The sequence below is a fragment of the Bacillus sp. IBL03825 genome, assembly GCF_024712505.1.
Lineage (GTDB): Bacteria > Bacillota > Bacilli > Bacillales > Bacillaceae_G > Bacillus_A > Bacillus_A wiedmannii.
Window position 1 is genome coordinate 738,450 of sequence record NZ_JAMXKE010000001.1, and the last position, 23,088, is coordinate 761,537.

Sequence of the window (23,088 nt, forward strand, 5' to 3'; positions counted from 1 at the left end):
AATTAAAATATTTCTAAATAGAAAAAATTTCAAATTTAAACGGGATTAAGTTATACTAAATTTAATATAAGGATATTGTGATTATTATAAGTTGAGAGAGGGTACAAGATATGCGGTATGAGCTTTTTTCTGTAAGTGGGGATCATATTACAACTTTTGAAAGTGCATGGCGTTTTCAGGAGGGAGAACAGATTTTTGTTCATGATGATCAAACAAAACGAAATTTTATTATTATCCGCCTAACGCATGATGTATTTCAACAAAATAAACATGTTATTCGTTTGTATTGTCAAGAAAAGAAAGTATACGCATAAAAGGGGCCCCTCTTACTGTACAGAAAGGTAAGAGGGGCTTTATCATTATAAAAATATAAAAAAGAGAGTCATCCTAGTTTAATAGAATGACTCTCTTTTCGATTTGTAAGTTTCACTTTATAAGAAAATAAGAGTAAGTACACCTACGATAATGCAATAGAAAGAGAAATATTTTAAATTTCCTTTTGCCATAATGTTCATAAACCATTTTAAAGAAATATACGTCATGATAAATGTTGCGATAAATGCAACGACATATGGTACGAATAATGTATCTAGGTTTGGATCTTTTGCAATGTCTGTAATACTTAGTAATAAACCACCTAAGCTAACAGGGATATACAGTAAGAATGAGAAACGAAGAGCTGTTTCTTGCTTCATACCAAGTAACATCGCTGCGACGATTGTTGCACCTGATCGGCTTATTCCAGGAATTAGTGCGCAAGCTTGTGCTAATCCGACGATAATTGCATCTTTCATAGAAAGATCGCCATCATTTTTACGTCCACGCAAGTTTCTAATAATCCAAAGGCCGACAGCAGTAATAAGAAGGGAAATCCCAACCATTTTCACGCCTTTTAAGTACTGGTCGATATAGTCTTTAAATAAAACACCAATAACGCCTGCTGGAATGGTCGCAATAACAAGGTAAATAATAAAGAAGAAATCTGATTTTGCATCTTCTGCTCTTGTAAATATATAAGATAGACCATTCTTCGTTAGACGAATTAAATCATTTCTATAAATAAGTAATACAGCTAATAATGAAGCTGAATTAACAAGTAGTTCGAAGCTAAACCCTTCTATTTTTAGTCCTAGCAAATGTTGTGCTAAAACGAGGTGACCGCTTGAAGAAATCGGAATTGGTTCTGTTAGTCCTTGGAACAGACCAAGAATTAAATATTTTAAAATGTAATGAAATTGTTCCATAAAAACCTCCTTGTTTATTAGTCGAAAGAAACAACTTGTTCATTATAACAAAGATACGGATGAATATTGAGAAGAAATAAATACTCGAAATATAATAAAAACCCCTTATAGCGCGCTATAAGGGGTTTTTATTATTAATGAGAAGCCGCTGTTTCTTGAAGACCTTTAGTCAATTGAACATCGACTTTTTCGGCATCATGGATGTGGTTCATAATAGTAGTATTTAATTTTTGGAACATTTGTTGTGTATTAGCGAATTCACGTAATATATCATCATTACAAGATTTTTGGTTTTCGATAGCTTTAATAACATTTGTAGCACCGCTTTGTAACGTTTGAATCATAATTAAAATGTTTTCAATTCTAGCGTTTGTATCGGCACTCATTTCTACACCTTCATCGACTAAATGCAAATTATCTTTTGTGTTATCGTATGCTTTTTCAATTTCTTCTTGAATTTTTTTCGTTAAGTTACCAATGTTTTTTGTACTTTCGGCTGTACTTTCCGCTAGTTTTCTTACTTCATTGGCAACGACAGCGAATCCTTTACCGTGCTCTCCAGCACGTGCAGCTTCAATACTCGCATTTAAAGCAAGTAAATTTGTTTGTGCTGCAATGTTTTGGATGACTTCTACAATTTGCTCGATTTCTTTTGAGCGCTCACTTAAATGATTCATACTATTAGACGTGCGCTGAGATTGTTCACCTAATTTATTAATTACAATAAGTAAACGATGAACAGATTCTTTTCCTTCATTAGAACAGTCAATGATTTCTTCAATTGACTGAATTAAGCTTTGTTCTTTTTGTAACATTTCATTATTCAATTCATTGGAATGTGTTGTACGCGTTGAAACATTTTCGAAACATGAATTTAATTGTTGAACTAAATTTTGAAGTGTATGGTGTTGATTATTTACGAGTTGATGCTCTTGAACGACGCTTTGCACACGGTCGTGAATAGAAGAAATGATCTCTTGTTTTTCAATATCTTTTTGTTTTAATTCTGCTTCTAGTTCTTGTATACGACTTTCTAATTGATCAATTTTATGTTGGAGTGATTTCTTTTGAGTAAACATATATTTATTTCAACCGCCTTTAGAAGTTATATTTTCTCTATATTTGGATTTTAGCATCTTTTATAATTTTTAAATATAGGAATTGTTAAATATTTAAGAATCTATTACATTTTATGCATAATTCCCTTTTTTTCGTCATGAAAAATAAACTGTATTTAATGGTATTGTAAACAAACTGTAAAATAAATCATGTATAACTGTATAAGAAGGGAGTCGGATTATGAACTATTTTAAGCGAATCAGTAGTCTAGTATTAGCAGGCATTATCAGTCTTTCTAGTACAGTCGCTGTAAAAGCAGAGTCAAACGACGAGAAACTTAACAACATGCAACAGCAATTGCAGCAAAACGATGCAGAGATGCAAAAGAAAGAGCAAGAGAAGCAAGCTGTTAATAAAGAAATTCAAGGTATCGAAAACGAACTACATAATTTAAATAATACAATTGCAAAAAATAAAGAGGATCAAGCTGCTATTCAACGTAAAATCGATGAAACACATAAGCAGATTGAGCAAAAAAAGAATGAAATTGTCGTTTTAGAGGATAAAGTCCTTGCTCGTAAGGATATTATGAGAAAACGTATGGTTTCTGTTCAAAACAGTTCAAATACAAGTTTAGTAGTAGAAGTTGTAGTAGAGTCAAAAAACTTTGCAGATTTCTTACAACGTATGAACGCAGTTTCTACTATTCTAGAAGCAGATAAAGAAATTTTACGTCTACAAGAACAAGATCTTCGTCAAATTGAAGAAGATAAGAAAACAATTGATGAAAAAGAAGAATCTTTAGTAGTAGACAAACAAAAATTAGCCAAAGCACAAGCTGAGTTGCAAGATAACTTGAAAAAGCGTCAAGCTAACTTACAAACAGTTCAAGCTAAATATAATCAGGTTGCAAGCCAACTTAATTTAGCAGCAGAAGAAAAAGCTAAAATCGAATCAAATATGAAAGCAGTTCAAGAAACAATTGCTCGTGAGCAAGAAGCAGCAAGAATTGCTGCAGAAGAGCGTGCAAAAGCAGAAGCAGCTGCAAAGGCTGAGCAAGAAGCTTTAGCTAAGGCACAGGCAGATGTTGCTGAAAAACAAAAGCAAAAGCAAGAGCAAGCTAGTAAGCCAGCTCAAACTAAAAATAATAATTCAAGTGTAGAACCTGCACAACCATCTAAACCAGCTGCTGGTGGAAGAGAAATCTATGTACATGCAACAGCTTATACAGCAGATCCAGGTGAAAATGGCTATGCACCAGGTCAACAAGTATATTCTGCATGGGGAGGCTATAACCTAACTGCAAACCCAGGAATGAAATTAATTGCAGTGGACCCATCTGTTATCCCATTAGGTTCTCGCGTATATGTTGAAGGATACGGAGAAGCAATTGCAGCAGATACTGGTGGCGCGATTAAAGGTCACAAAATTGATGTTTTAATGCCAGATAAAGCTTCATCTAGTAAATGGGGCAGAAAAAATGTTAAGCTTACAATTTTAAATTAACATGTAATCCAACTTTACAATATGTAAAGTTGGATTTTTTTGTAATTATAATGTTAAGTTAAGTTTACATTTTGTTAAGGATAGCATACAATGACGGTGAGAGGTGGTAAAATTGACCATTTTAAATAGAGTGAAGGAATTAAGAGCTCGGTTTAATTTTTCGCAAAGTGTATTAGCAGAAAAGGTTGGAGTGACAAGACAAACAATCGCGGCAATTGAAAAAGGGGATTATGTCCCTTCACTGTTATTAGCACTTACGATTTGCGATGTATTTCAGTTAAAGATGGAAGATGTGTTTGTTTTGAATAAGGAGGGGAAAGAGGATGAATAGACTCGTATTTTCTTATATGCTAAATGTACTTTTAATGGTATTAGCAGGTTGGGCGTTTATTGAGTTGTATTATTTTACTATTGAAGTCGCTAATTTTATTCAAACGGAGAGAGTACCATCTGAAATTTCACTGAGTTTAATGCCGCTAGGATTACTTTTAATATTTGGTATTGTATCGACTGTTCTTTATAAAATTCAAAAGAAAAAATATAAAGAGCTCTCGTATTGGATGTTTCCACTATTATTTCCTCAAGAGGATGAGAGGGAAAAGGCAATTACAGAAAAGGCTTGTCGTACTACATTTATGTCACTATGGTACGTGTTGCCTTGTGCGGTTGGTTTTTTAACTCTTTCTCCAATTGCTAATCTATATGTTCCTGCATATCCAATATATATTGCATTTAGTATTTTCTTTATTCAAATGACAATTTTTCACGTATCCTTATATCGAAATAAAATCGCTTAAAAAGAAACCTTCTTGCATTAGCAAGAAGGTTTCTTTTTAGCTTACACTTGTACATATAGCAATATTATCTTATCATTTTATATAGAGTAAGATTTTGTAAGGGAAAGGAATTGTATATGAATAAGCAAAGAATTTATAGTATAGTAGCAATCCTTCTATTTGTTGTAGGTGGTGTGTTAATCGGAAAGCCATTTTACGATGGATATCAGGCTGAAAAGAAACAGACTGAAAATGTGCAGGCTGTTCAAAAGATGGATTATGAAAAACATGAGACGGAATTTGTAGATGCTTCGAAAATTAATCAGCCAGACTTAGCAGAAGTAGCGAATGCATCATTAGATAAGAAACAAGTAATTGGTCGTATTTCGATCCCGAGTGTTTCATTAGAACTTCCTGTTTTAAAATCTTCTACTGAGAAAAACCTATTATCAGGTGCAGCAACAGTAAAAGAAAATCAAGTAATGGGAAAAGGGAACTATGCATTAGCAGGACATAATATGTCTAAAAAAGGTGTTTTATTTAGTGATATAGCTTCTTTGAAAAAAGGCGATAAAATTTATTTGTATGATAATGAAAACGAATATGAGTATGCGGTTACTGGTGTATCTGAAGTAACTCCTGATAAGTGGGAAGTTGTAGAGGATCATGGGAAAGATGAAATAACGCTTATTACATGTGTATCTGTGAAAGATAATTCTAAGCGTTACGTTGTTGCTGGTGATTTAGTAGGAACGAAGGCGAAGAAATAAAAAAAGATGAGGGATTTCCCTCATCTTTTTTTAATCCATCCATTTCACTAATTTCTTAGAAATTAGTAATAAAACACAACCTAATACAATTGCTACAGCTCCGATTACGGTAAATACTTCAGCATATCCAAGTGAAGTTGTGAAGCTTGCAAGTTGTCCGCCTAAAATGTTAGCGATTCCTGAGCTTGCTAACCATACTCCCATTAATAAAGAAGCAAGTTTTACTGGTGCAAGTGCACTAACCATTGATAGTCCAACAGGTGATAAGAATAGCTCACCTAACGTATGGAAAAGATACGTAAAGACGATAAATAGTAAGTTTGCTTTTTCTGTAATGTTATGTTCATCACTACCTGTTTTTAATGTAGCGATAACGAGAATGATATAACCGATACCAAGCAAGATCATACCAAGTCCCATTTTAGTTGGGATTTTTAAATCCCCGCGCTTGCGAGTTGCAAGTTTTGCCCATAATGCTGAAATGACTGGAGCAAGTAAAATAATAAATAATGGATTGACCGATTGGAACCAAGATGTTGGAACTTCCCATCCGAACACAGAGCGGTCTACAAATTTGTTTGTATATAATGTTAATGAGCTACCAGCCTGTTCAAAGCCAGCCCAGAAGAAGACAACGAAGCATGTTAAAATGACGATAACTGCGGTACGTTGTTTTTCTTTTTTTGTTAACGGTGTATCTCCTACTGATGGTTGTCCATCTGTTGTTTGTAAATCGCGAGTTGGTTTTTTACCGAGATCACCAAGGAAGCGATTTGATAGTGTTGTAAATAAAATTTGTCCAATGATCATTCCGATTGAAGCGGCTAAGAAACCGTAACGGAATCCGTAATGTACAACGCCATCAACCGTTGTTTTGAATAAATTTTCTGATAAAAATCCGCAAACGAGTGGAGCTAAAAATGATCCGACGTTAATACCCATATAGAAAATGGTAAATGCACTGTCACGTTTTGGATCATTCTCTTCGTATAATTCGCCAACAAGTGTAGAGATATTCGGTTTGAAGAATCCATTACCGATAATAATAAGCGCTAATCCGAGGTATAGGCCGACTTGGTTTTGCATGGCGAATAGTGTAAGGTTACCGATTGCCATTGTTATACCACCAATTGTGATGGCTTTTCGTCTACCTAGGAACCGGTCTGTTAAGTATCCACCAATCATTGGTGTGAAATAACAGGCTCCAGTATAAAATCCGTAAATGGAGAGTGCCCATGCGGGACTAAACCCAAGACCACCGCTTACTAAAGCTGTCGTTAAATATAATGTTAATAATCCTCGTAATCCATAGTAACTAAATCTTTCCCACATTTCTGTAAAGAAGAGTAAGTATAAACCTGGAGGATGTTTCTTTTTTCTTTGTTGTTCTCTTTCTAGTTGTATCGCTGATTCCATGTTATTTTCCTCCTGACACAAACAAAAACAAAGTTAATAATTTTGTACATTTAATATTTTACCTTATTAACTATTATAAGTCAATAAAGGTTGATTTTTCAGAAGAAATTGGAAAAGAGATATAGCTATAGAATGGGTGTTTCTTTTATGTTAGACTATGGACTATGTTTTCTTTGTAAGGAAGCGGGTTATTGCACTTTTTTATATGTGAAATTGATTTCATAAAAGATGAAATTAAAGAAGGAGAAAGAAATGAAATTGTTACAGAAAAAAGAAATTTTACTGATTAGTCTTATGTTATTCTCGATGTTCTTTGGAGCGGGGAATCTTATATTCCCACCTTTCCTTGGGTATGAAGCAGGAGAACATGTGTGGATTTCATTAGTAGGGTTTATTATATCAGCAACAGGTCTTCCTATATTGGGAGTTATTGCGATTGCAAAAGCAGGAAGCTTTCAAAAGTTAGCGGGTAGGATTCATTCTTCATTCGCCATTATTTTTCCGTGTATCGTGTATTTATTTATTGGACCAGGACTTGGTATACCACGTGCAGGAAGTTTAGCTTTTGAAATGGGGCCAGGTCAGTTCTTCTCAGAAGCGGGAAGCATAGTTTTATTATGTTACACGGTTATTTTCTTTAGTATTGTGTACTGGTTAAGTTTATCACCTTCTAAATTAATGGGGTTGTTCGGAAAGGTTTTAACACCGTTATTATTAGGCATGATTGCCCTTATCTTTATAAAGAGCAAGTTTACATCAGTAGGTAGTGTGAAAGAGGCTGCTGGAAACTATGGACAAGCTCCTATGTTCCAAGGGTTTTTAGATGGGTATTTAACGATGGATGCATTAGCAGCTTTAATTTTTGGGATTGTTATTGCAAATGCTCTTCGTGCAAAAGGTATTGAAGATGATAAAGGTTTAGCGAAATATATGAGTATTGCTGGAATTGGAGCAGGACTATTATTATCTATTATTTATGTCATACTTGGATATGTTGGTTCAATTAGCGGTTCGTTAGGTACATTTGATAATGGGGCGAACGTATTAGCACAAGTGATGACGACGTTATTTGGACAAGGTGGAGTCGTTTTATTAGGTCTTATTTTTACAATCGCGTGCTTATGTGTTTCAATTGGACTTGTTACATCTTGTAGTCAATTTTTCGCAAGTGCATTTCCGAAAGTAACTTATAAAGTTTGGGCATTTATATTAAGTTTTGTTAGTATGATTTTAGCTAATTTAGGATTAACACAAATTTTAAAAGTATCAGTACCGATTCTTGGATTTATTTATCCAGTTGCATTAACACTCATTATTCTAGGGTTATTCCATAAATATATTGGAAAGTATGCATACGTATATGCAGTAACTGTTGGGATTGTAGCGGTATTTAGTGCAATCGATATTTTTAATAAAAATGTAATGATGAATCAGTGGACGTCAATATTGAAATACATTCCGTTTTATACAGAAGGTGTTGGGTGGATTGTTCCAGCTATTGTAGGTGCTTGTATTGGTGTCATCGTTAGTGTTGTTCTAAATAAGAATAAATGAGTAAAAAGGTGTTTTCCTATTTCGGAAAACACCTTTTTTTTGGAAAAATAGTATTGAAAATGAATAGACTAAGAGTATGATAAAGGTAATTGGTAATATATAGATTTTGAATAGATGATGAGGGGGGAGCGTATGAAGGAGGATTTAAATAAGAAAATAGAAGCGCTCGAAACGGCAATTGAAACGATTCAAGAAGCGCTTTTTGAATTGAAAGCAAAACAAAGAGAAATAGAAGTAGAAAATGCTCAGCAACATGTTAGTAAAGAAAAGAAAGAATATATTGAAACGGTAATGGAGGAAAAGCAAAAAGAAGAAGTAGTTACAATAAAGGAGCCCGTGCAAGAACGTGAGGTAAAACAAGTAGATATATCTGCATTTAAACCAGAACCATTTAATATTATTAAGTTTTGCCAAACTTGGTTGCCACGTATATTTGTCGGCATTATGTTACTTGGAGTAATCTGGTTATTTAAAGCAGGGGTAGATGCTGGATTATTAACACCTGTAATACGAATTGTGTTTGGTATTGTCCTATCAATCGGTTTTTATTATATAGGTGATATTCAAATTAAACGAGAGCGGCAAGCGTTGGGTTTAGTATTAGCAGGAGGAAGTATTACGGGTATAGTTTTAACGACATTTGCGGCGCATTATTTATATGGATTTATTCCAGCAAGTGTTGCGTTTGTATGTAACATTGCATGGGTCATTTTAGGTATTTATGTAGCGAAGAGGTATCAATCGGAATATCTTACTATATTCGTAGCCGTAGGAGCTTTCTTCGTGCCATTCTTATTAAATAGTACGACTCCTAATCCATATATTTTCTTTGGATATGAGACGATACTAACACTTAGCTTATTATGGTATGCGTTGAAAAATCGTTATCAGTATTTATATATGATTTCTTATGCTGTTGCTGCTATTGTCCTTTTTGTTTTCTTTGCTATTATGTCAATGTTAGTGGAGGATTTGCAAATACAGTTAACGGTTGTTTATGGTTTGATTCACTTACTATTATTTTGGCATATGTTTACGGAGAGAAGCTTTATATTAGAGCCACGCTTGGCGATATTTAGTGCGAATGCAGTTCTCTTTATATTAGCCATTTCAAAAATACCTGAATTTACAACATGGGGATTAATGATTAGTGCACTCGTGCACGCTACTATGTTCGTGTTTGAATATAGGAAGAATAGACATTCTACATTTACAAATCTTTTATTTGGTTTCGCAATGGGTGCATTTAGTTTAGCGATTTTATATGAGTATAGTTTAGTGAATGCAGCGATTGTATTATTATTACAAGGTTTCCTCGGTATGATGACTGCTATTAAAGTAAAACAACAGGTGAAATTGTATGTTAGTGCGACGATTTACGCGATTGGAATGATACAAACTATTTTTAGTCCGTTTGATCATTTCATTTCAGCTGGGTTTGTTGCTCATATTATTTTAATAGGTACATTTTATTACTGCATGAAACAAGCGAAAGATGTGTTAATGAGCTTTGGAAAATATGTTTATTCTATAGCACTCTATTGGTTTATGGTTATCGTATTTATTGCAATTACTAGAGTCGGTGAAGTGCTTTCTACAGATGGAAGTATAATAAGCGTATCTGTATCGTTATTATGGATGGTATATGCATTATTTGCAGTTTGGCTTGGACGGAATAAAAATATGAATGAAATATTGTATGCCGGCTTAGTCGTGTTAGTCGTAACGATAGGGAAGCTATTCCTTCTGGACTTACCAGAAGTATCGATGATGATCAGGGCAGTGTTATTCTTAATTGTAGGTAGTATAGGTATCGTTATTTCAAGGATGTTTTTCTCAAAAGAAGAGAAGTAAAAAGAAGGCAATCCGTATGCGGATTGCCTTTTTCATTATTTCTTATCAATTATTACAGCTTCATTGTATTTCGCTGTTGTATTTTGGCGTAGACGAAGCGTTGCTTGTCCAGCTGTATTTGAATCGATTTGTACGTTCACAATTCTCTCAGCAGAACCTAAGCTGTTTGTTGTGAAAGAGAACGCACTACTATATCCGAAAGTAGATGGCCAAGAACCATTTGTATTTTGAACTTTTGCTACTTGTGTACCGCCAGTAGTGAATATACCTAAAGAGTAATTAGTGTATGTTGTGTTTGGTAATAAGTTATTTACTTGAATTTTGATTTGGAACACTTCATTGTTTGGTAGAGTGCTAGGGTGTGTAACTACGTAGTCGTTTGCTGTTATAGCACCGTTATAACCGTATGAACCTGGTTTGAAAGTATTTGTATTAAACCATTGATAACCTGCATTTGGTGCACTCCAAGGTTCAGGTTGTGGCTCAGTTGATAAGCTTGGTTGTTCAAATGTTTGTAAAGTGGTAGGTAAATCAAGTTGTAAACCATTTACTTGATCTAAACTTGTAAATGTTTCTTTATTCGATAGCCAATTTACGATATTTTCTAGTAAGATAGCATCGTTTTCTTCTTTATAACCATCGTAAGTTTTCTTTGTTTGGCCAGAATCTTCACGAACGTATTTTGGCGTCGCATCTTCCACCGGAGAAGAGTCACCGATAAAGGCAGCTTTTCCAAGTCCTACTTTTGCGATAGCAGCATAAGGGCCTTCTGCAACACCACCGCCGTTATAAACACCGCTATCAACAGCATTATTCCATTTTGACGGGTTTTCTGGAAGATAAACAAGTCCTTTTGCTAGTTTTGGGTTTGTAATGGCTAGAGTAGAGCCAGCATGCATTGCTACAGATGAAACACCTTTTGTAATTCCGAATGATTGTTCAGGTGACACAATATTTTTAGCTGCAACATCACCGATTGCATTGTAGCGGAAGCGAATACCGAAGTTGTTAGATAGCCAATCAGAGCTTTCTACTCCTTGCATAGCTTGTGAATTTACTTCCTCACTAGACATTCCTTTTGCAGGATTATCCCATGCACCGCGTCTATATCCATTAAATACTTCAGAAGAGTCCCAGCGATTTTTATTACGATCTGCATTATAATGATCGGCAATGAAGAAGATACTGCCGCCACTTTTCACGTATTGTAACATAGCATCTTGTTCAGATTTTTTGTAAGGAATATTTGCTTCTGGAACGATAAACACATTGTAGTCTTTTAAATCTTCGTATGTAATCGGTGTTGATTTACGTAGTTCTTTTACATGATATCCGTTTTGGGCAATGCCGTTTCCGAAATCAGAAAAGCCACCATCAATAACCCAGTCAGCCGTCCCAGCAGTTTGACCGTGTGTATTATCGAATAATGCTTTCTTCCCATTGTTTTGATTTACAACTTTTGCAGCAATTTCAGGAGCTGGGTCTACAGAGCTTTCTGCATAAGTAGACGGTATGAACGAAGCCCCTATACTTAGTGTAATTGCTGTTGCTAAAGAAAATGTAATCCATTTTTTATTCTTCATAGAAGAATCCCCCTAATAATAAATATATGTGCTTTAATAATGTAATTTATTTTTCTGAAAAAATAAAGACAGAAAACGTAAAAAATATTAAAAAATTGTAAAAATACCGTGAATTTTGTTGAGAAATATTTATATAGATATAAAAACATCCCTTCCAATTAATAAGGAAGGGATGTTTTGTTTAACTAATTTTTGAATTAGGTGTTTCGTCAATTTTATGGAACCCTTTCATGTAATATACGATAGCTAAACCAATAAGCCAAATAGGACCAACAATTAATGCAATTCTTGTATCTTCTGAATACGCCATTATACCTAATACTAGTGCAAGGAAAGCGAGTGAGAAATATGAACTGAATGGATGTAAAGGCATTTTATATGTTAGCTTGTCCTTTTTATCAGTTTGCAATCCTTTACGGAATTTAATTTGAGCGATTAAAATGATGCCCCAAGTCCAAATTGCCCCGAAAGTTGAAATACTAGTGAGCCATGTAAATACTTTTGCGGGCACAAGATAGTTTAATATAACACCAACGAGTAAAACGATAGCTGTTGCTACAATTCCTTGACTCGGAATGCCATTTTTATTTAAACGACCGAATCTTTCAGGAGCTTTCTTCTGCTGAGCTAGTGTATATAGCATACGGCCTGTACTAAATAAACCACCATTACAGGAAGAAAGAGCTGCTGTTAATACGACAAAGTTAATAATACCTGCTGCTTTTGCGATACCGATTTGCTGGAATGTTAATACGAATGGACTTCCTTTCTCACCAAGTTCATTCCATGGATAAATTGCCATCATAACGAATAGAGCCCCAACGTAGAACAGTAATATTCTCCAAAATACGTTATCGATTGCTTTTGCGAGTGTTTTTTTCGGATTTTGAGCTTCACCCGCTGTAACACCGATTAATTCAACGCCTAAATAAGCGAATAACACCATTTGTAAAGAGAGTAGTAACCCAGAAAAACCATTTGGGAACCAGCCACCATGTGACCAAAGGTTTGAAATACCAGTAGCGATACCACCGTTTCCGAATCCGAATAAAATAATACCAGCTCCAATAATTATCATACAGATAATTGTGACAATTTTGATGAGAGCAAACCAAAATTCAAGTTCTCCAAATACTTTTACGGATAAGAAGTTGAAGGCACTCATTAATAATAGAGCGAGTAACGCCCAAGTCCAGCGCGGGATATCTGGGAACCAGTATTGCATGTAAATGCCAGCCGCTGTAATTTCAGCCATGCAAGTAACAACCCATAAAAACCAGTAGTTCCAGCCAGTAATATAGCCAGCTAGTGGTCCAAGATAATCAGAAGCATATTTACTAAAAGAACCGGCAACAGGTTGTTCAATTGCCATTTCTCCGAGTGCTCGCATAATGAAAAAAATAACGAGTCCGGCGATCATATAACCTAGTAGAATAGAAGGGCCAGCTAGCTTAATAGCAGAAGCGGATCCTAAAAATAGTCCAACGCCAATAGCGGAGCCGAGCGACATTAAAGTAATATGTCGTTCTTTTAAACCACGGTTTAAAGTTTCAGATTTGTTTGTGTGCTGCATAAGAAGAATCCCCCTTGTAGAGTGAACGATATTTGAATGCGTTTGCTAAATGTTTAACTATTTCAAATTATAAAACATTTCTATCTGTTATGCTACAAAAATAAACATGATTAACTGTACTACATCTGTACTTGTCAGACTTAAACTTAAAATTCGAACTATTAGTGAATATATTGACTCTTCTTTTTATTGATTGTTAAGATTAAGTATTATATTTTCTCATATACTAGTAAGAAAAGAATATGTGATAATAATTCAGATGTAGGAAGGGTACATAACCATGTTTCAATTACAAAAATATAACACTTCTGTGAAGCAAGAGCTTTTAGCTGGCATCACAACTTTTTTTACATTTGCGTATATTCTTGTCATCAATCCGAAAATATTATCTGATGCAGGTGTACCATTTGATCAAGCTTTTACAGCAACTATTATTGCGACTGTTATAGGGACGCTATGTATGGCGTTTTTAGCTAACTATCCAATTGTTATTGCTCCAGCTATGGGAATGAATGCGTATTTTGCTTATTCTGTTGTTCAACAGGCAGAGGGGATTACATATGTCATTGCGTTTTCAGCAGTATTTGTAACAGGTATCATTTTTCTTTTATTATCTTTCACTTCATTTAGGCAAAAGCTAATTGTCGCAATTCCTGATAGTTTAAAACATGCAATTGCAGGTGGAATTGGACTATTTATTGCTTTTATTGGATTACGCCTTTCTGGAATTATCGTTGATCATCCATCTAATTTAGTTACGATTGGTGATTTTCATTCTCCAGCCGTTATTTTAACTTTAATTGGTTTAATATTAGCGGCGGTATTAATGGCATTACGTGTGAGTGGTGCATTATTTATTAGTATGATTGTGACAGGAGTTATCGCCTTCTTTACAGGGCAACTGAAGTTTACGGATAAAATTGTTGCGATGCCTCATTTACCAGAGGGAATTATCGTTTCAAACCCAATCAACGCCTTTTCAGATGTAATTGAATACGGATTATATGGTGTTGTATTTTCATTTTTACTTGTACTGTTATTTGATACAACAGGTGCACTACTCGGTTTAATTAAACAAGCAGGCTTAATTACAGATAATACAGAGAAACGTTTTGGTAAAGCGTTTATTGCAGATGCAATTGGCGGGACTACAGGCTCTATATTTGGAACAAGCCCAACAGCAGCGACGATTGAATCATCAGCTGGTATTGCTGCAGGTGGTAAAACAGGATTAACAGGTATTATAGTTGTCGGTCTAACGATTATAACGGCATTCTTCAGCCCTGTGATTGCTTCTTTATCAAGTGTAGCCGCTATTACAGCTCCTTCATTAATTATTGTAGGTAGTTTAATGGCGCAAAGTCTTCGTGATATTAATTGGAATGAATTTGAAGATGCATTACCAGCATTTTTAATTTTCGTTGGTATTCCGTTAACGTCTAGCATTGCGAATGGAATTGCAATTGGATTTTTAGTGTATCCAGTCTTAAAGATTGTGAAGGGGAAAGGGATGGAAGTACATCCGTTACTATACTTATTTACAATTTTATTTGGATGTCATTTATTCTTATAATATAGATATAGGAAAGGGGGCTTCTTATGAGAGGCTCCTTTTTTGTGTATAATAAGGTGAAAATTAAATTAATGTCGTAAAATATAAATTACTTAATGGAATATATATTACAATATAAGTAGAGGAGGAACATGAATGGCTGTAAGTAACATAAAAGTCGCGCGTGTTCAGTTAGATTTAACACAGCAACAATTAGCAGAAAAAGTAGGCGTTACAAGGCAAACGATTAGTTTAATTGAGAAGGGGAAATACAACCCGTCTTTAGATTTATGTTTGAAAATTTGTTATGCGGTAGACAAAACATTGAATGATTTATTTTGGGAGGAAGAGGAGTGAGGGGATGAGAATCGTGAAAGATGAACGTTTAATGATTGAGGGACTCAAACATATTAGACTCGTTTTCATCTTACAAAATATCGTCATACTAGGTGTTGTTTTTTATCGGTACGTTTTGCAAGATGCAGGATATGAAAGTGTTTCAGATTTATTAATGGTATTTATGGTCGGGATAATAGTTATTAACTTTTTAAACTTAAAAAACTCGGTGGAAGTGTATGAGCATACAGGGGGAGTATCTCGTAGTTATTTTAGGAAGCTATTATTCATTCCAGTAGGTATTGTTATTGGGATTTTAGCTATTTGTATCGTTGTAACACCGGGTATTTCGATAAAAGAAATTAGTATAACAGGACTTATTATGTTTGCTTGTTTTTTAGTTCCTAGTTTGTTTATATACATATATATGAAAAAAATAAAAAGTGAAGATTGAAATATAAGAAAAGCTTTCCCCAATATGGGGAAAGCTTTTCTTATATTCTTTTATACAGTAATTTATGAAGACCAATCGGTTCAATTTCAAAGATTTCACCATGTTCCTGGAAGCCTAAGTGCTTGTAATATTCAGCTACAGTAATTCGGCCATTACACCATAATATATTTGCTTGGCGTTCTTGCAAGACTTGCTCCGCTTTCTGAATTAAGGAGCTTCCAGCACGTTTGTTTCGAAATTCAGGTAATGTGGCCATTCCTCGTAGACGATAATGAATACCTGCTAGTAAGTCAGGGTATATCTCTTTTGAGAAGGAAGCGATACTAATTAGTTCATCGTTTATAAATGCGCCTAAGTGAAAGGTGTCCGTTTCATAGTCGGAAGAGTATTTACAATCTGCTAATGTTTGATTCGGGCGTAAAATTTTTTGACGTAATACGTAAGTTTCAGATCCCTCAATATTTTTCACGGTAATCATATTAACATCCTTTCTTATAAGGCGTTTTCTGTTAGTTGTATAAAGAAATAGGCAGGTGCGGCGAAAAGTCCGAGTATGCTAGCAGTTCCGAGAAGGAGTGAAAGTAAGAGGCAGGAGTATTTTATTCCATTCGATTTTTTCCATCCGTAGCTACAAATTTCAATGCTAACACCGATGAGAATAATGGCAACGAGTATTTCTGCTAATAATAAAAGAGCTAAAGTTACAATAGACATAATGTGATCCATCCTCATAATATGTGATAGTAACATTTTACCATATAAAATGGAAAAAAATGCCCCTCAATTATGTGAGGGGCATTTTTCTATTCTAATATGCTTTTTAGTGTATCGATATGTTCTTTTGAGCCAGTTACAAGTAATGTATCGCCGTGTTGTAGGCTTGTATCACCATGTGGGATTAATGCTTTATTTCCACGATAAATTTGAATGACGAGTACATCGCCTAAAAATGGAAGGCGACGAAGTGCAACGCCGTTATATTTATTACTCCGTAGTTCCACTTCACGGACTGTTTCGTTTGCTGTTGTAATTAAACGAACGAGACTCGGTTTATCAATTAGTGCACGTAATAGAATGCGTGTAGAGTTAATTGTTGAGAATACGGCGATATGTTCTTGCGTTGCTTTTTCTTGTAGAAGTGGATCTTCTACACTTGCAATAACATGTTCAACACCTAGTTCTTTTGCATGTTCTGCTAATAATAAGTTTTGTTCATCATCGCTTGTTGCAACAACAACGCGATCTGCGTTAAATGCTGTTTGTTCAGTTAATGATGCGATCGTGATGTCATCTAATTTTACGATAGGGAAGTCATGTGATTTTGCTTCCTCATCATTTATTTTATTTTGACGCATCATATAAAGTGTTACGTCATAATCTTCTCGTTTTAAATCAAGTGATAACGGAAGGGTAATTCTGCTTGCGCCAATAATAGAAACTTTTGGTTTTGGTGTTTCTACTTTTGGGAACATTTTTTTAAATAATATAGGTGCAAAAATACAAGTAATAACTGCGCTTAAAATAAGGGAAGCAGATAAACTTGGACTGATGATTCCTAGTTTTTCACCAATTTGTGCAGCTGCAATAACTAAAGAAAGTGTCGATGTTAATAAGATGGCACTTCCTAGTACGATATTACGTGGATACCATTTTCGTAAGACGAGTGATGGTAACAGCTTTGAAATAAAGAGTCCCACAATTAAAATTGGGATCATTAGCATGCTAGAAGGTTCTTTAAAAATAGACCAAACTTCTAGATTCACACCAACCATTACGAAGAAAATAGGGATGAAGAAACCGTAGCCGATGGAATCCAGTTTTTCAACCATATCTTCATTTGGTGATAATAACGATACAAGTACACCCGCTAAGAAGGCACCTAAAATATTTTCAGCTCCAACAGATTCAGATAACCCAACTAATATTAAGATGAGTGCAAAAACAGCTCGTGTATCAATTTGTACACTACCAGCTTTTAAGCTATCTAAGTATGGAATGTTTTTAAAGCGTTTTGCAACGAAGTAAATAACAATACCAGCGCCGAATAGAAGAAGAAGGAGCCACATGCTTTGGCCGCTTTCGGAATTTAATCCGACGAATACAGCGAGTAAAATCATTGTAACTAAATCTGCAATAACAGCGACTAATAAAATGATTTGTCCAATTGCCGTTTTTCCTAAGTTATTCTCTTTTAATGTTGGTACGACAACACCTAAAGAAATAGTTGAAATAATTAAAGTCATAAACATTGCATTATCCACGAATCCTAGCCATACGAACAGTAATGATAGGGCATAAGATAAGATGAAAATAAATAAGAAGATAATGCTCGCTGCTTGGAATGTGTTTGGTTCGTTTGTCGTATTCTTTTTCCCTTTTTGTTTAAAGATAGAAAAATCAATTTCTAAACCGCTTAAGAACATTAAGAAGATAAATCCTAGTGTCGATAAGACTTGAAGCCACATATCTGGCTCAATAATATTAAACCCACTTTTACCTACAAAGATTCCTGCGATGATTTCTGCAACAACGACAGGAAGTGCTTTTAATTTAAAGCGTTGTAACAAAAGGGGAACGAAAAACGCGATTGCAACGACAACCATAAGTGATAGAACAGAAGTATGATGTTCCATTGCGTTCTCTCCCTTCAAATAAATATAGTACCTATTTAGCCATATAATAGGTAGAAAAGCAACGCATATGGATTCGATTTCATAAAGAAAGAGTTTTCTTAAGATTTGTCATAATAAGTATATTTTTCATGATTCTGTTGTTAATTCCGTAATGTGGATGTAATAGGGGAGGGGATAAAAAAAAGACTGCCGAGGAATCTCAGCAGTCTTTTTCATGTACATTACATTGAGAAGAAGATCCATACAGTTAAACCAACTGTTGCAGTTGCAACGAAGAAACTGTATATCATTGTAAGGACTTGAACTCTTCCTTCTCCTTCTTTTAAATGCATGAACATAATTAATTGTAACAACGCTTGCGCAACAGCCATTGCGATAATGGACGTTAATATCGTTGAAAGTGGCAAGTTTGTATAAAGTGCCACGTATAAAGCTAGGAACGTTAGTGCAAGCGATAAAATAAATCCGAAAACGTGTGACCATGGGAATCCGCTATGCGCATGCCCATTTGCTTGATTGTTATTTTGACTCATTTACGCCACCATCCCGTTCAAGTAAACTAGTGTGTAAATAAAGACCCAAACAAGATCGAGGAAATGCCAGTATAAGCTGATAATAAATACTTTACGAGCTGTAACTGGTGTTAAACCTCGTTTTAAAATTTGGATAATAACACAAATTGCCCAAATGATACCACCTGTTACGTGGGCACCATGTGTTCCAAGAAGAACGAAAAATGCAGATAGGAAAGCACTTGTTTGAAGCGTTGCGCCTTCACCAATGTACATAATGAATTCTTCAATTTCAAAGAATAGGAAACCTGCACCTAAAAGTAATGTAAGGATGAACCATCCAAGCATTGCTTTTTGGTTGTTCTTACGCATTTCGTGAATTACGATACCACATGTGAAACTACTTGTTAAAAGTAGTAATGTTTGAATTAAAAGCGTTTTAAGTTCAAACAGTTGCGCTGGAGTCGGGCCATCTGCCGTACGACCAGCAAGTACTAGATAAGAGGCGAAAAGTGTTGCGAACAGCATAATTTCAGCCCCAAGAAAAATCCAGAATCCTAGGATATTCAATCTACTTTGCTCGGATTGATATTCCAAAGGTAAGCTTTTATCTAAAGCCGCCATATCATTTCACCTCTCATGCTATATGTTCTGTTTCTTTAATTTCATCAACGCTTACGTAGTAGCCATCATCATAATCGAATGAACGATAGATTAAGCAAGCTAAAATACCAACGCCGCCGATTGCTGCAAGCCAGAACCAGCTAAATACTAATGCGAAACCTGCAAGACCGAAGAATAAAGACGCAATAATAGGCACGCCAGAGTTACTTGGCATGTGAATTGGTTTTAAATCTTCTGCTGCTGGTGTAACTGTTTCTCCGCGTTTTTTCATGTACCAGAAAGCATCAGCTTCTTTGATTTCAGGAAGTTTCGCGAAGTTGTAATGTTGTACAGGAGATTGAGTTGCCCATTCAAGTGTACGGCCATCCCATGGATCTCCAGTTGTGTCACGTTCACCGTGACGAGCACTCCAAATTACGTTGTAACAAAGAATTAGGAAACCAATACCCATCATTACCGCACCAACAGATGCGATTTGGTTTAGCCATCCCCATCCAAGACTCTCAGAGTAAGTGTACATACGACGAGTCATACCGTCTAAACCTAAGAAGTACATTGGGAAGAAACAGATGTTGAATCCGCTCATAAAGATCCAGAATGTCCATTTACCTAGGCGTTCGTTTAACATATGACCAGTCATTTTTGGATACCAGAATGTGAATCCAGCAAGCATAGCGAATACTGTACCTGCGATTAATACGTAGTGGAAATGAGCAATTAAGAAGTAGCTGTTATGGTACTGATAATCAGCTGCTGCCATACCAAGCATAACCCCTGTAACCCCACCGACTACGAAGTTTGGAATAAATGCCAATGACCAAAGCATTGGAACTGTAAAACGAATACGTCCTTTATACAGTGTAAACAACCAGTTAAAGATCTTAACCCCGGTTGGAATCGAAATCGCCATTGTCGAAATCGAGAAGAATGAGTTAACCGCTGGACCTGCACCCATCGTGAAGAAGTGATGAAGCCATACGACGAAACTTAGTAAAGAAATTGCAACCATTGAGTAGACCATCGCACTGTAACCGAATAGACGTTTACGTGAGAATGTACTAATGATTTCAGAGAAAATACCGAATGCCGGTAAAATAACGATATATACTTCAGGGTGACCCCATACCCAGAATAGGTTGGCCCATAACATTGGCATACCGCCGCTCGCCATCGTAAAGAAGTGAGCATCGAATAGACGGTCAAATGTCATTAATGCAAGAGCAACTGTTAATACTGGGAAAGCGAAAATAATGATAACTGTTGTAATTAAGATTGACCAAGTAAACATGGGCATTCTCATTAAAGTCATACCAGGTGTACGCATTTTTAAGATAGTAACAAGGAAGTTAATACCGGTCATTAGCGTACCGAGACCTGAAATCTGTAATGCAATTGCGTAGTAGTTATTTCCTACACCAGAAGTAAACTCTGTACCTGCCATTGGGAAGTAAGAAGTCCACCCAGCGTCTGGAGAACCACCGATTACGAAAGCGATGTTGAATAACATTGCTCCGACAAAGAATAACCAGAAACTTAAAGCATTTAAGAACGGATATGCAACGTCACGAGCACCAATTTGTAATGGTACTACAAGGTTCATTAATCCCATAACGAATGGCATCGCCATGAAAAGAATCATAACTGTACCATGTGTTGTGAAGATTCCGTTATAGTGTTCAGCATTTAAATAAGTTGTTTCTGGGAATGTTAACTGTGCACGGATCATTAAACCGTCCATACCACCACGGAATAACATGATAACCGCAGAAATAATATACATGGCCCCAATCTTTTTATGGTCAACAGTTGTTAACCATTCGTCCCAAAGCCATTTCCATTTTTTATACTTTGTTAGTACGAAAATGATTGCTAATGTCACAAGAACGATAGAAGCGTCTGCACCGTAAATAATCGGGTCACCTGTGACAAAGAATTCATCAAGCTTCACTGTGTTCACTCCAATCTGTTGGAATAATAGCTATTATTTTTTGTTTTTGTAGTAGTTGTAATCACAATATTCAAGTGATTTTGGATCTACATAACTTAAGTGGTGACTAGAGAATGTCATACGACCAACTACACCAGGTTTAACAATTTCGTTGTACTTATCTTCTGTTAGTTTAGGAGCAGTTTGTTGTACTTCTTTAACCCACTTGTCATATTTCTCTTTAGTTTTTGCTTCAACTTCGAACTCCATATGTGTGAATCCTTCACCAGAGAAGTTCGCACTACGGCCTAGGTAAGAACCAGGCTTATCAGCTTGTAAATAAAGATCCATAATCATGCCATCCATAGTGTACTTCATACCACCAAGTTCTGGTACCCAGAAAGCATTCATTGGACCGACAGAAGTCAGTTTGAATTGAATTGGTACACCAGCTGGGATGTTTAAATAGTTAACGGTTTCAATTTTTTCCTCTGGGTAACTGAATAACCATTTCCAGTTTGCAGATGTAACATAAATCTCAACTGGTTTAATATGTTTGGATTCTTCCGGAACCTCTTCCGAAGCATAAGTTGCTTTTACTGTTGGAATCGATAATGCGATAACGATAATAACAGGAACAAGCGTCCAAATAATTTCTAATAATGTGTTACCGTGTTGTTCAGGTGGCTCGTAGTCCATATTCTCTGGTTTTTCACGATAACGAATCAAGATGACTGTAAACAAGATGAATACAATTGCGATAATTAATGACATAAGCAAGAATGACCAAACAATTAAATCATACTGTGCTTTTGCAACAGGTCCTTGCGGATTTAATACTGCGAGTTTCTTATCACAGCCACCGAGGAACAGAAGTAATGATAACGGAAGAAGCGAAGCCAGCTTCCAAAACGTTTTCTTTAGTTGCACGATTGAAAATCTCCTTTCTCCTTGGATTGAAACTATGCCAATAAAACAATATAAACCTATTAATTTATAGATGGCAATAGTTTTTGTGATATTGTTAAAAAATAGACACAAATGCACACTTTTTAAGGTGAATATCATTTGTAACTTGATAACATTGTAAACCATTTTCCAGTAAAAAACGTGATTGTGGAAATTTTAAGATAAATAAAGTTATACCAAGATATCCAAGAAATAGAAAAAAACTATCCTATCATAAGAAAGGTAGCTGAATATTTTGTATATTCATTTTACTTCTTTTTTTAGATTTATTTGTTGTTCAAATGTGACAACTTTTTTATATTTTAATTGGTATAAAATGCAACAAATGATCATAAATGGAATACCGCAATAAAGAGCAATTCTCTAATCTGGAATGAAAGCTAAACTAACAAATGTAATGAAATTGAGTGAAAATGCTAAGATTGGAACTATTGGATAAAATGGTGGCGATAATTTAAATCATTTTGTTCTACTTGTTGATTCATATGTCCCTCCCCCGTTATTTTCTTGTATGTATGAACTGATGTTTATTCCGAGTTTTTAAACATTAGTGGGGGATGTGACACATATTCGGCTTATTTATTATGAAATGAATGGAGTATGTAAAAATGCGAACTATGACTAAATGCTCTAAGTGTGCTTTTTGTTAATGGTATGATATATTAATTATGTTAATTATTTTGGTTTCAGCAAAACGATTCAGAAAAGCATGTTGTTTTTTTCTTTTTATTAAAAATAATTAGATT

The 23,088-nt window shown here is 35.2% G+C and carries 21 protein-coding genes and 2 pseudogenes; 10 read left to right on the plus strand and 13 right to left on the minus strand.

The annotated features are described in order from the left end of the window. Positions 1–110: 110 nt before the first annotated feature. Positions 111–314: a hypothetical protein gene (locus NHG49_RS03785; protein ID WP_001268332.1), complete on the plus strand. Its 204-nt coding sequence runs from the start codon at positions 111–113 to the stop codon at positions 312–314. A 117-nt stretch (positions 315–431) separates the two neighbouring features. Here NHG49_RS03785 and NHG49_RS03790 read toward each other — a convergent pair whose 3' ends face one another. Together NHG49_RS03790 and NHG49_RS31645 are read right to left on the minus strand one after the other, a co-directional pair. Further along, a complete protein-coding gene (locus tag NHG49_RS03790) occupies positions 432–1,244 on the minus strand; it encodes an undecaprenyl-diphosphate phosphatase (RefSeq protein WP_000434544.1) in 813 nt (270 codons plus the stop codon). Positions 1,245–1,378: 134 nt separating this feature from the next. Continuing rightward, a pseudogene (locus NHG49_RS31645) lies at positions 1,379–1,897 on the minus strand (methyl-accepting chemotaxis protein); the annotation flags it as partial. A 646-nt stretch (positions 1,898–2,543) separates the two neighbouring features. On the opposite strand from NHG49_RS31645, the gene NHG49_RS03800 reads away from it, so the two are divergent. The 4 genes from NHG49_RS03800 (at position 2,544) to NHG49_RS03815 (ending at position 5,355) form a co-directional block, all read left to right on the plus strand. Continuing rightward, the gene (locus NHG49_RS03800) at positions 2,544–3,809 is read left to right on the plus strand and encodes a 3D domain-containing protein (RefSeq protein WP_064477067.1); all 1,266 of its coding nucleotides are present in this window, start codon (positions 2,544–2,546) and stop codon (positions 3,807–3,809) included. 112 nt (positions 3,810–3,921) lie between these two features. Then, a complete protein-coding gene (locus NHG49_RS03805; RefSeq protein WP_000154014.1) occupies positions 3,922–4,140 on the plus strand; it encodes a helix-turn-helix transcriptional regulator in 219 nt (72 codons plus the stop codon). Next, positions 4,133–4,606, plus strand: coding sequence for a hypothetical protein (locus tag NHG49_RS03810; protein WP_061675087.1), 474 nt, complete (start codon positions 4,133–4,135; stop codon positions 4,604–4,606). The genes NHG49_RS03805 and NHG49_RS03810 overlap by 8 nt, the downstream gene beginning before the upstream one ends. A 116-nt stretch (positions 4,607–4,722) precedes the next feature. Then, complete coding sequence (locus NHG49_RS03815; RefSeq protein WP_001041721.1) at positions 4,723–5,355, plus strand: class A sortase; 633 nt, start codon at positions 4,723–4,725, stop codon at positions 5,353–5,355. Positions 5,356–5,385: 30 nt separating this feature from the next. Here the strand turns inward: NHG49_RS03815 and NHG49_RS03820 are convergent, their stop codons facing one another. Beyond that, positions 5,386–6,771: a peptide MFS transporter gene (locus tag NHG49_RS03820; RefSeq protein WP_088046963.1), complete on the minus strand. Its 1,386-nt coding sequence runs from the start codon at positions 6,769–6,771 to the stop codon at positions 5,386–5,388. A gap of 252 nt (positions 6,772–7,023) precedes the next feature. Between NHG49_RS03820 and brnQ1 the strand changes: the two genes are divergently transcribed. Both brnQ1 and NHG49_RS03830 read left to right on the plus strand, forming a co-directional pair. After that, positions 7,024–8,325, plus strand: a complete 1,302-nt coding sequence (gene brnQ1 / locus NHG49_RS03825; protein ID WP_258125571.1) for a branched-chain amino acid transport system II carrier protein BrnQ1 — start codon at positions 7,024–7,026, stop codon at positions 8,323–8,325. Between the two features lie 132 nt (positions 8,326–8,457). Continuing rightward, positions 8,458–10,179 carry a DUF2339 domain-containing protein gene (locus NHG49_RS03830; protein WP_064477062.1) on the plus strand — a complete coding sequence of 574 codons (1,722 nt, stop codon included), beginning with the start codon at positions 8,458–8,460 and terminating at the stop codon, positions 10,177–10,179. Positions 10,180–10,214: 35 nt separating this feature from the next. On the opposite strand, the gene NHG49_RS03835 is transcribed toward NHG49_RS03830, so the two are convergent. Further along, positions 10,215–11,762, minus strand: a complete 1,548-nt coding sequence (locus tag NHG49_RS03835; RefSeq protein WP_258125572.1) for a DNA-binding protein — start codon at positions 11,760–11,762, stop codon at positions 10,215–10,217. A 181-nt stretch (positions 11,763–11,943) separates the two neighbouring features. Further along, positions 11,944–13,335 (minus strand): amino acid permease, encoded by a 1,392-nt coding sequence (locus NHG49_RS03840; RefSeq protein WP_064477060.1) that lies wholly within the window; start codon positions 13,333–13,335, stop codon positions 11,944–11,946. A 280-nt stretch (positions 13,336–13,615) separates the two neighbouring features. Between NHG49_RS03840 and NHG49_RS03845 the strand changes: the two genes are divergently transcribed. The 3 genes from NHG49_RS03845 (at position 13,616) to NHG49_RS03855 (ending at position 15,677) form a co-directional block, all read left to right on the plus strand. Next, complete coding sequence (locus NHG49_RS03845; protein ID WP_222655670.1) at positions 13,616–14,908, plus strand: NCS2 family permease; 1,293 nt, start codon at positions 13,616–13,618, stop codon at positions 14,906–14,908. 135 nt (positions 14,909–15,043) lie between these two features. Continuing rightward, a complete protein-coding gene (locus NHG49_RS03850; protein WP_154131428.1) occupies positions 15,044–15,244 on the plus strand; it encodes a helix-turn-helix transcriptional regulator in 201 nt (66 codons plus the stop codon). Between the two features lie 4 nt (positions 15,245–15,248). Beyond that, positions 15,249–15,677 (plus strand): hypothetical protein, encoded by a 429-nt coding sequence (locus tag NHG49_RS03855; RefSeq protein WP_064477059.1) that lies wholly within the window; start codon positions 15,249–15,251, stop codon positions 15,675–15,677. Between the two features lie 40 nt (positions 15,678–15,717). On the opposite strand, the gene NHG49_RS03860 is transcribed toward NHG49_RS03855, so the two are convergent. From NHG49_RS03860 to NHG49_RS03895, 8 genes and pseudogenes are all read right to left on the minus strand, one after another. Then, on the minus strand, positions 15,718–16,155 hold the full coding sequence (locus tag NHG49_RS03860) for a GNAT family N-acetyltransferase (RefSeq protein WP_098111217.1): 438 nt from the start codon (positions 16,153–16,155) through the stop codon (positions 15,718–15,720). A gap of 14 nt (positions 16,156–16,169) precedes the next feature. Then, positions 16,170–16,427: a DUF4022 family protein gene (locus NHG49_RS03865; RefSeq protein WP_000926994.1), complete on the minus strand. Its 258-nt coding sequence runs from the start codon at positions 16,425–16,427 to the stop codon at positions 16,170–16,172. 53 nt (positions 16,428–16,480) lie between these two features. Then, positions 16,481–18,310 carry a monovalent cation:proton antiporter family protein gene (locus tag NHG49_RS03870; protein ID WP_137051869.1) on the minus strand — a complete coding sequence of 610 codons (1,830 nt, stop codon included), beginning with the start codon at positions 18,308–18,310 and terminating at the stop codon, positions 16,481–16,483. Positions 18,311–18,531: 221 nt separating this feature from the next. Further along, complete coding sequence (gene qoxD / locus NHG49_RS03875; protein WP_063263756.1) at positions 18,532–18,843, minus strand: cytochrome aa3 quinol oxidase subunit IV; 312 nt, start codon at positions 18,841–18,843, stop codon at positions 18,532–18,534. Beyond that, complete coding sequence (gene qoxC / locus NHG49_RS03880; RefSeq protein WP_048562935.1) at positions 18,844–19,446, minus strand: cytochrome aa3 quinol oxidase subunit III; 603 nt, start codon at positions 19,444–19,446, stop codon at positions 18,844–18,846. 13 nt (positions 19,447–19,459) lie between these two features. Further along, a complete protein-coding gene (gene qoxB, locus NHG49_RS03885; RefSeq protein WP_048562936.1) occupies positions 19,460–21,394 on the minus strand; it encodes a cytochrome aa3 quinol oxidase subunit I in 1,935 nt (644 codons plus the stop codon). A 33-nt stretch (positions 21,395–21,427) separates the two neighbouring features. Continuing rightward, complete coding sequence (locus NHG49_RS03890; protein ID WP_001176181.1) at positions 21,428–22,303, minus strand: cytochrome aa3 quinol oxidase subunit II; 876 nt, start codon at positions 22,301–22,303, stop codon at positions 21,428–21,430. 282 nt (positions 22,304–22,585) lie between these two features. Continuing rightward, a pseudogene (locus NHG49_RS03895) lies at positions 22,586–22,806 on the minus strand (amino acid permease); the annotation flags it as partial. Between the last annotated feature and the right edge of the window lie 282 nt (positions 22,807–23,088).

Coding starts and splice junctions, on each gene's coding strand:
- NHG49_RS03835 (WP_258125572.1), bottom strand. CDS start 11,762: ATGAAGAATAAAAAATGGATTACATTTTCTTTAGCAACAGCAATTACA.
- brnQ1 (WP_258125571.1), top strand. CDS start 7,024: ATGAAATTGTTACAGAAAAAAGAAATTTTACTGATTAGTCTTATGTTA.
- NHG49_RS03785 (WP_001268332.1), top strand. CDS start 111: ATGCGGTATGAGCTTTTTTCTGTAAGTGGGGATCATATTACAACTTTT.
- NHG49_RS03800 (WP_064477067.1), top strand. CDS start 2,544: ATGAACTATTTTAAGCGAATCAGTAGTCTAGTATTAGCAGGCATTATC.
- NHG49_RS03840 (WP_064477060.1), bottom strand. CDS start 13,335: ATGCAGCACACAAACAAATCTGAAACTTTAAACCGTGGTTTAAAAGAA.
- NHG49_RS03820 (WP_088046963.1), bottom strand. CDS start 6,771: ATGGAATCAGCGATACAACTAGAAAGAGAACAACAAAGAAAAAAGAAA.
- NHG49_RS03845 (WP_222655670.1), top strand. CDS start 13,616: ATGTTTCAATTACAAAAATATAACACTTCTGTGAAGCAAGAGCTTTTA.
- NHG49_RS03815 (WP_001041721.1), top strand. CDS start 4,723: ATGAATAAGCAAAGAATTTATAGTATAGTAGCAATCCTTCTATTTGTT.
- NHG49_RS03850 (WP_154131428.1), top strand. CDS start 15,044: ATGGCTGTAAGTAACATAAAAGTCGCGCGTGTTCAGTTAGATTTAACA.
- qoxD (WP_063263756.1), bottom strand. CDS start 18,843: ATGAGTCAAAATAACAATCAAGCAAATGGGCATGCGCATAGCGGATTC.
- NHG49_RS03830 (WP_064477062.1), top strand. CDS start 8,458: ATGAAGGAGGATTTAAATAAGAAAATAGAAGCGCTCGAAACGGCAATT.
- NHG49_RS03870 (WP_137051869.1), bottom strand. CDS start 18,310: ATGGAACATCATACTTCTGTTCTATCACTTATGGTTGTCGTTGCAATC.
- qoxC (WP_048562935.1), bottom strand. CDS start 19,446: ATGGCGGCTTTAGATAAAAGCTTACCTTTGGAATATCAATCCGAGCAA.
- NHG49_RS03810 (WP_061675087.1), top strand. CDS start 4,133: ATGAATAGACTCGTATTTTCTTATATGCTAAATGTACTTTTAATGGTA.
- NHG49_RS03860 (WP_098111217.1), bottom strand. CDS start 16,155: ATGATTACCGTGAAAAATATTGAGGGATCTGAAACTTACGTATTACGT.
- NHG49_RS03855 (WP_064477059.1), top strand. CDS start 15,249: ATGAGAATCGTGAAAGATGAACGTTTAATGATTGAGGGACTCAAACAT.
- NHG49_RS03790 (WP_000434544.1), bottom strand. CDS start 1,244: ATGGAACAATTTCATTACATTTTAAAATATTTAATTCTTGGTCTGTTC.
- NHG49_RS03865 (WP_000926994.1), bottom strand. CDS start 16,427: ATGTTACTATCACATATTATGAGGATGGATCACATTATGTCTATTGTA.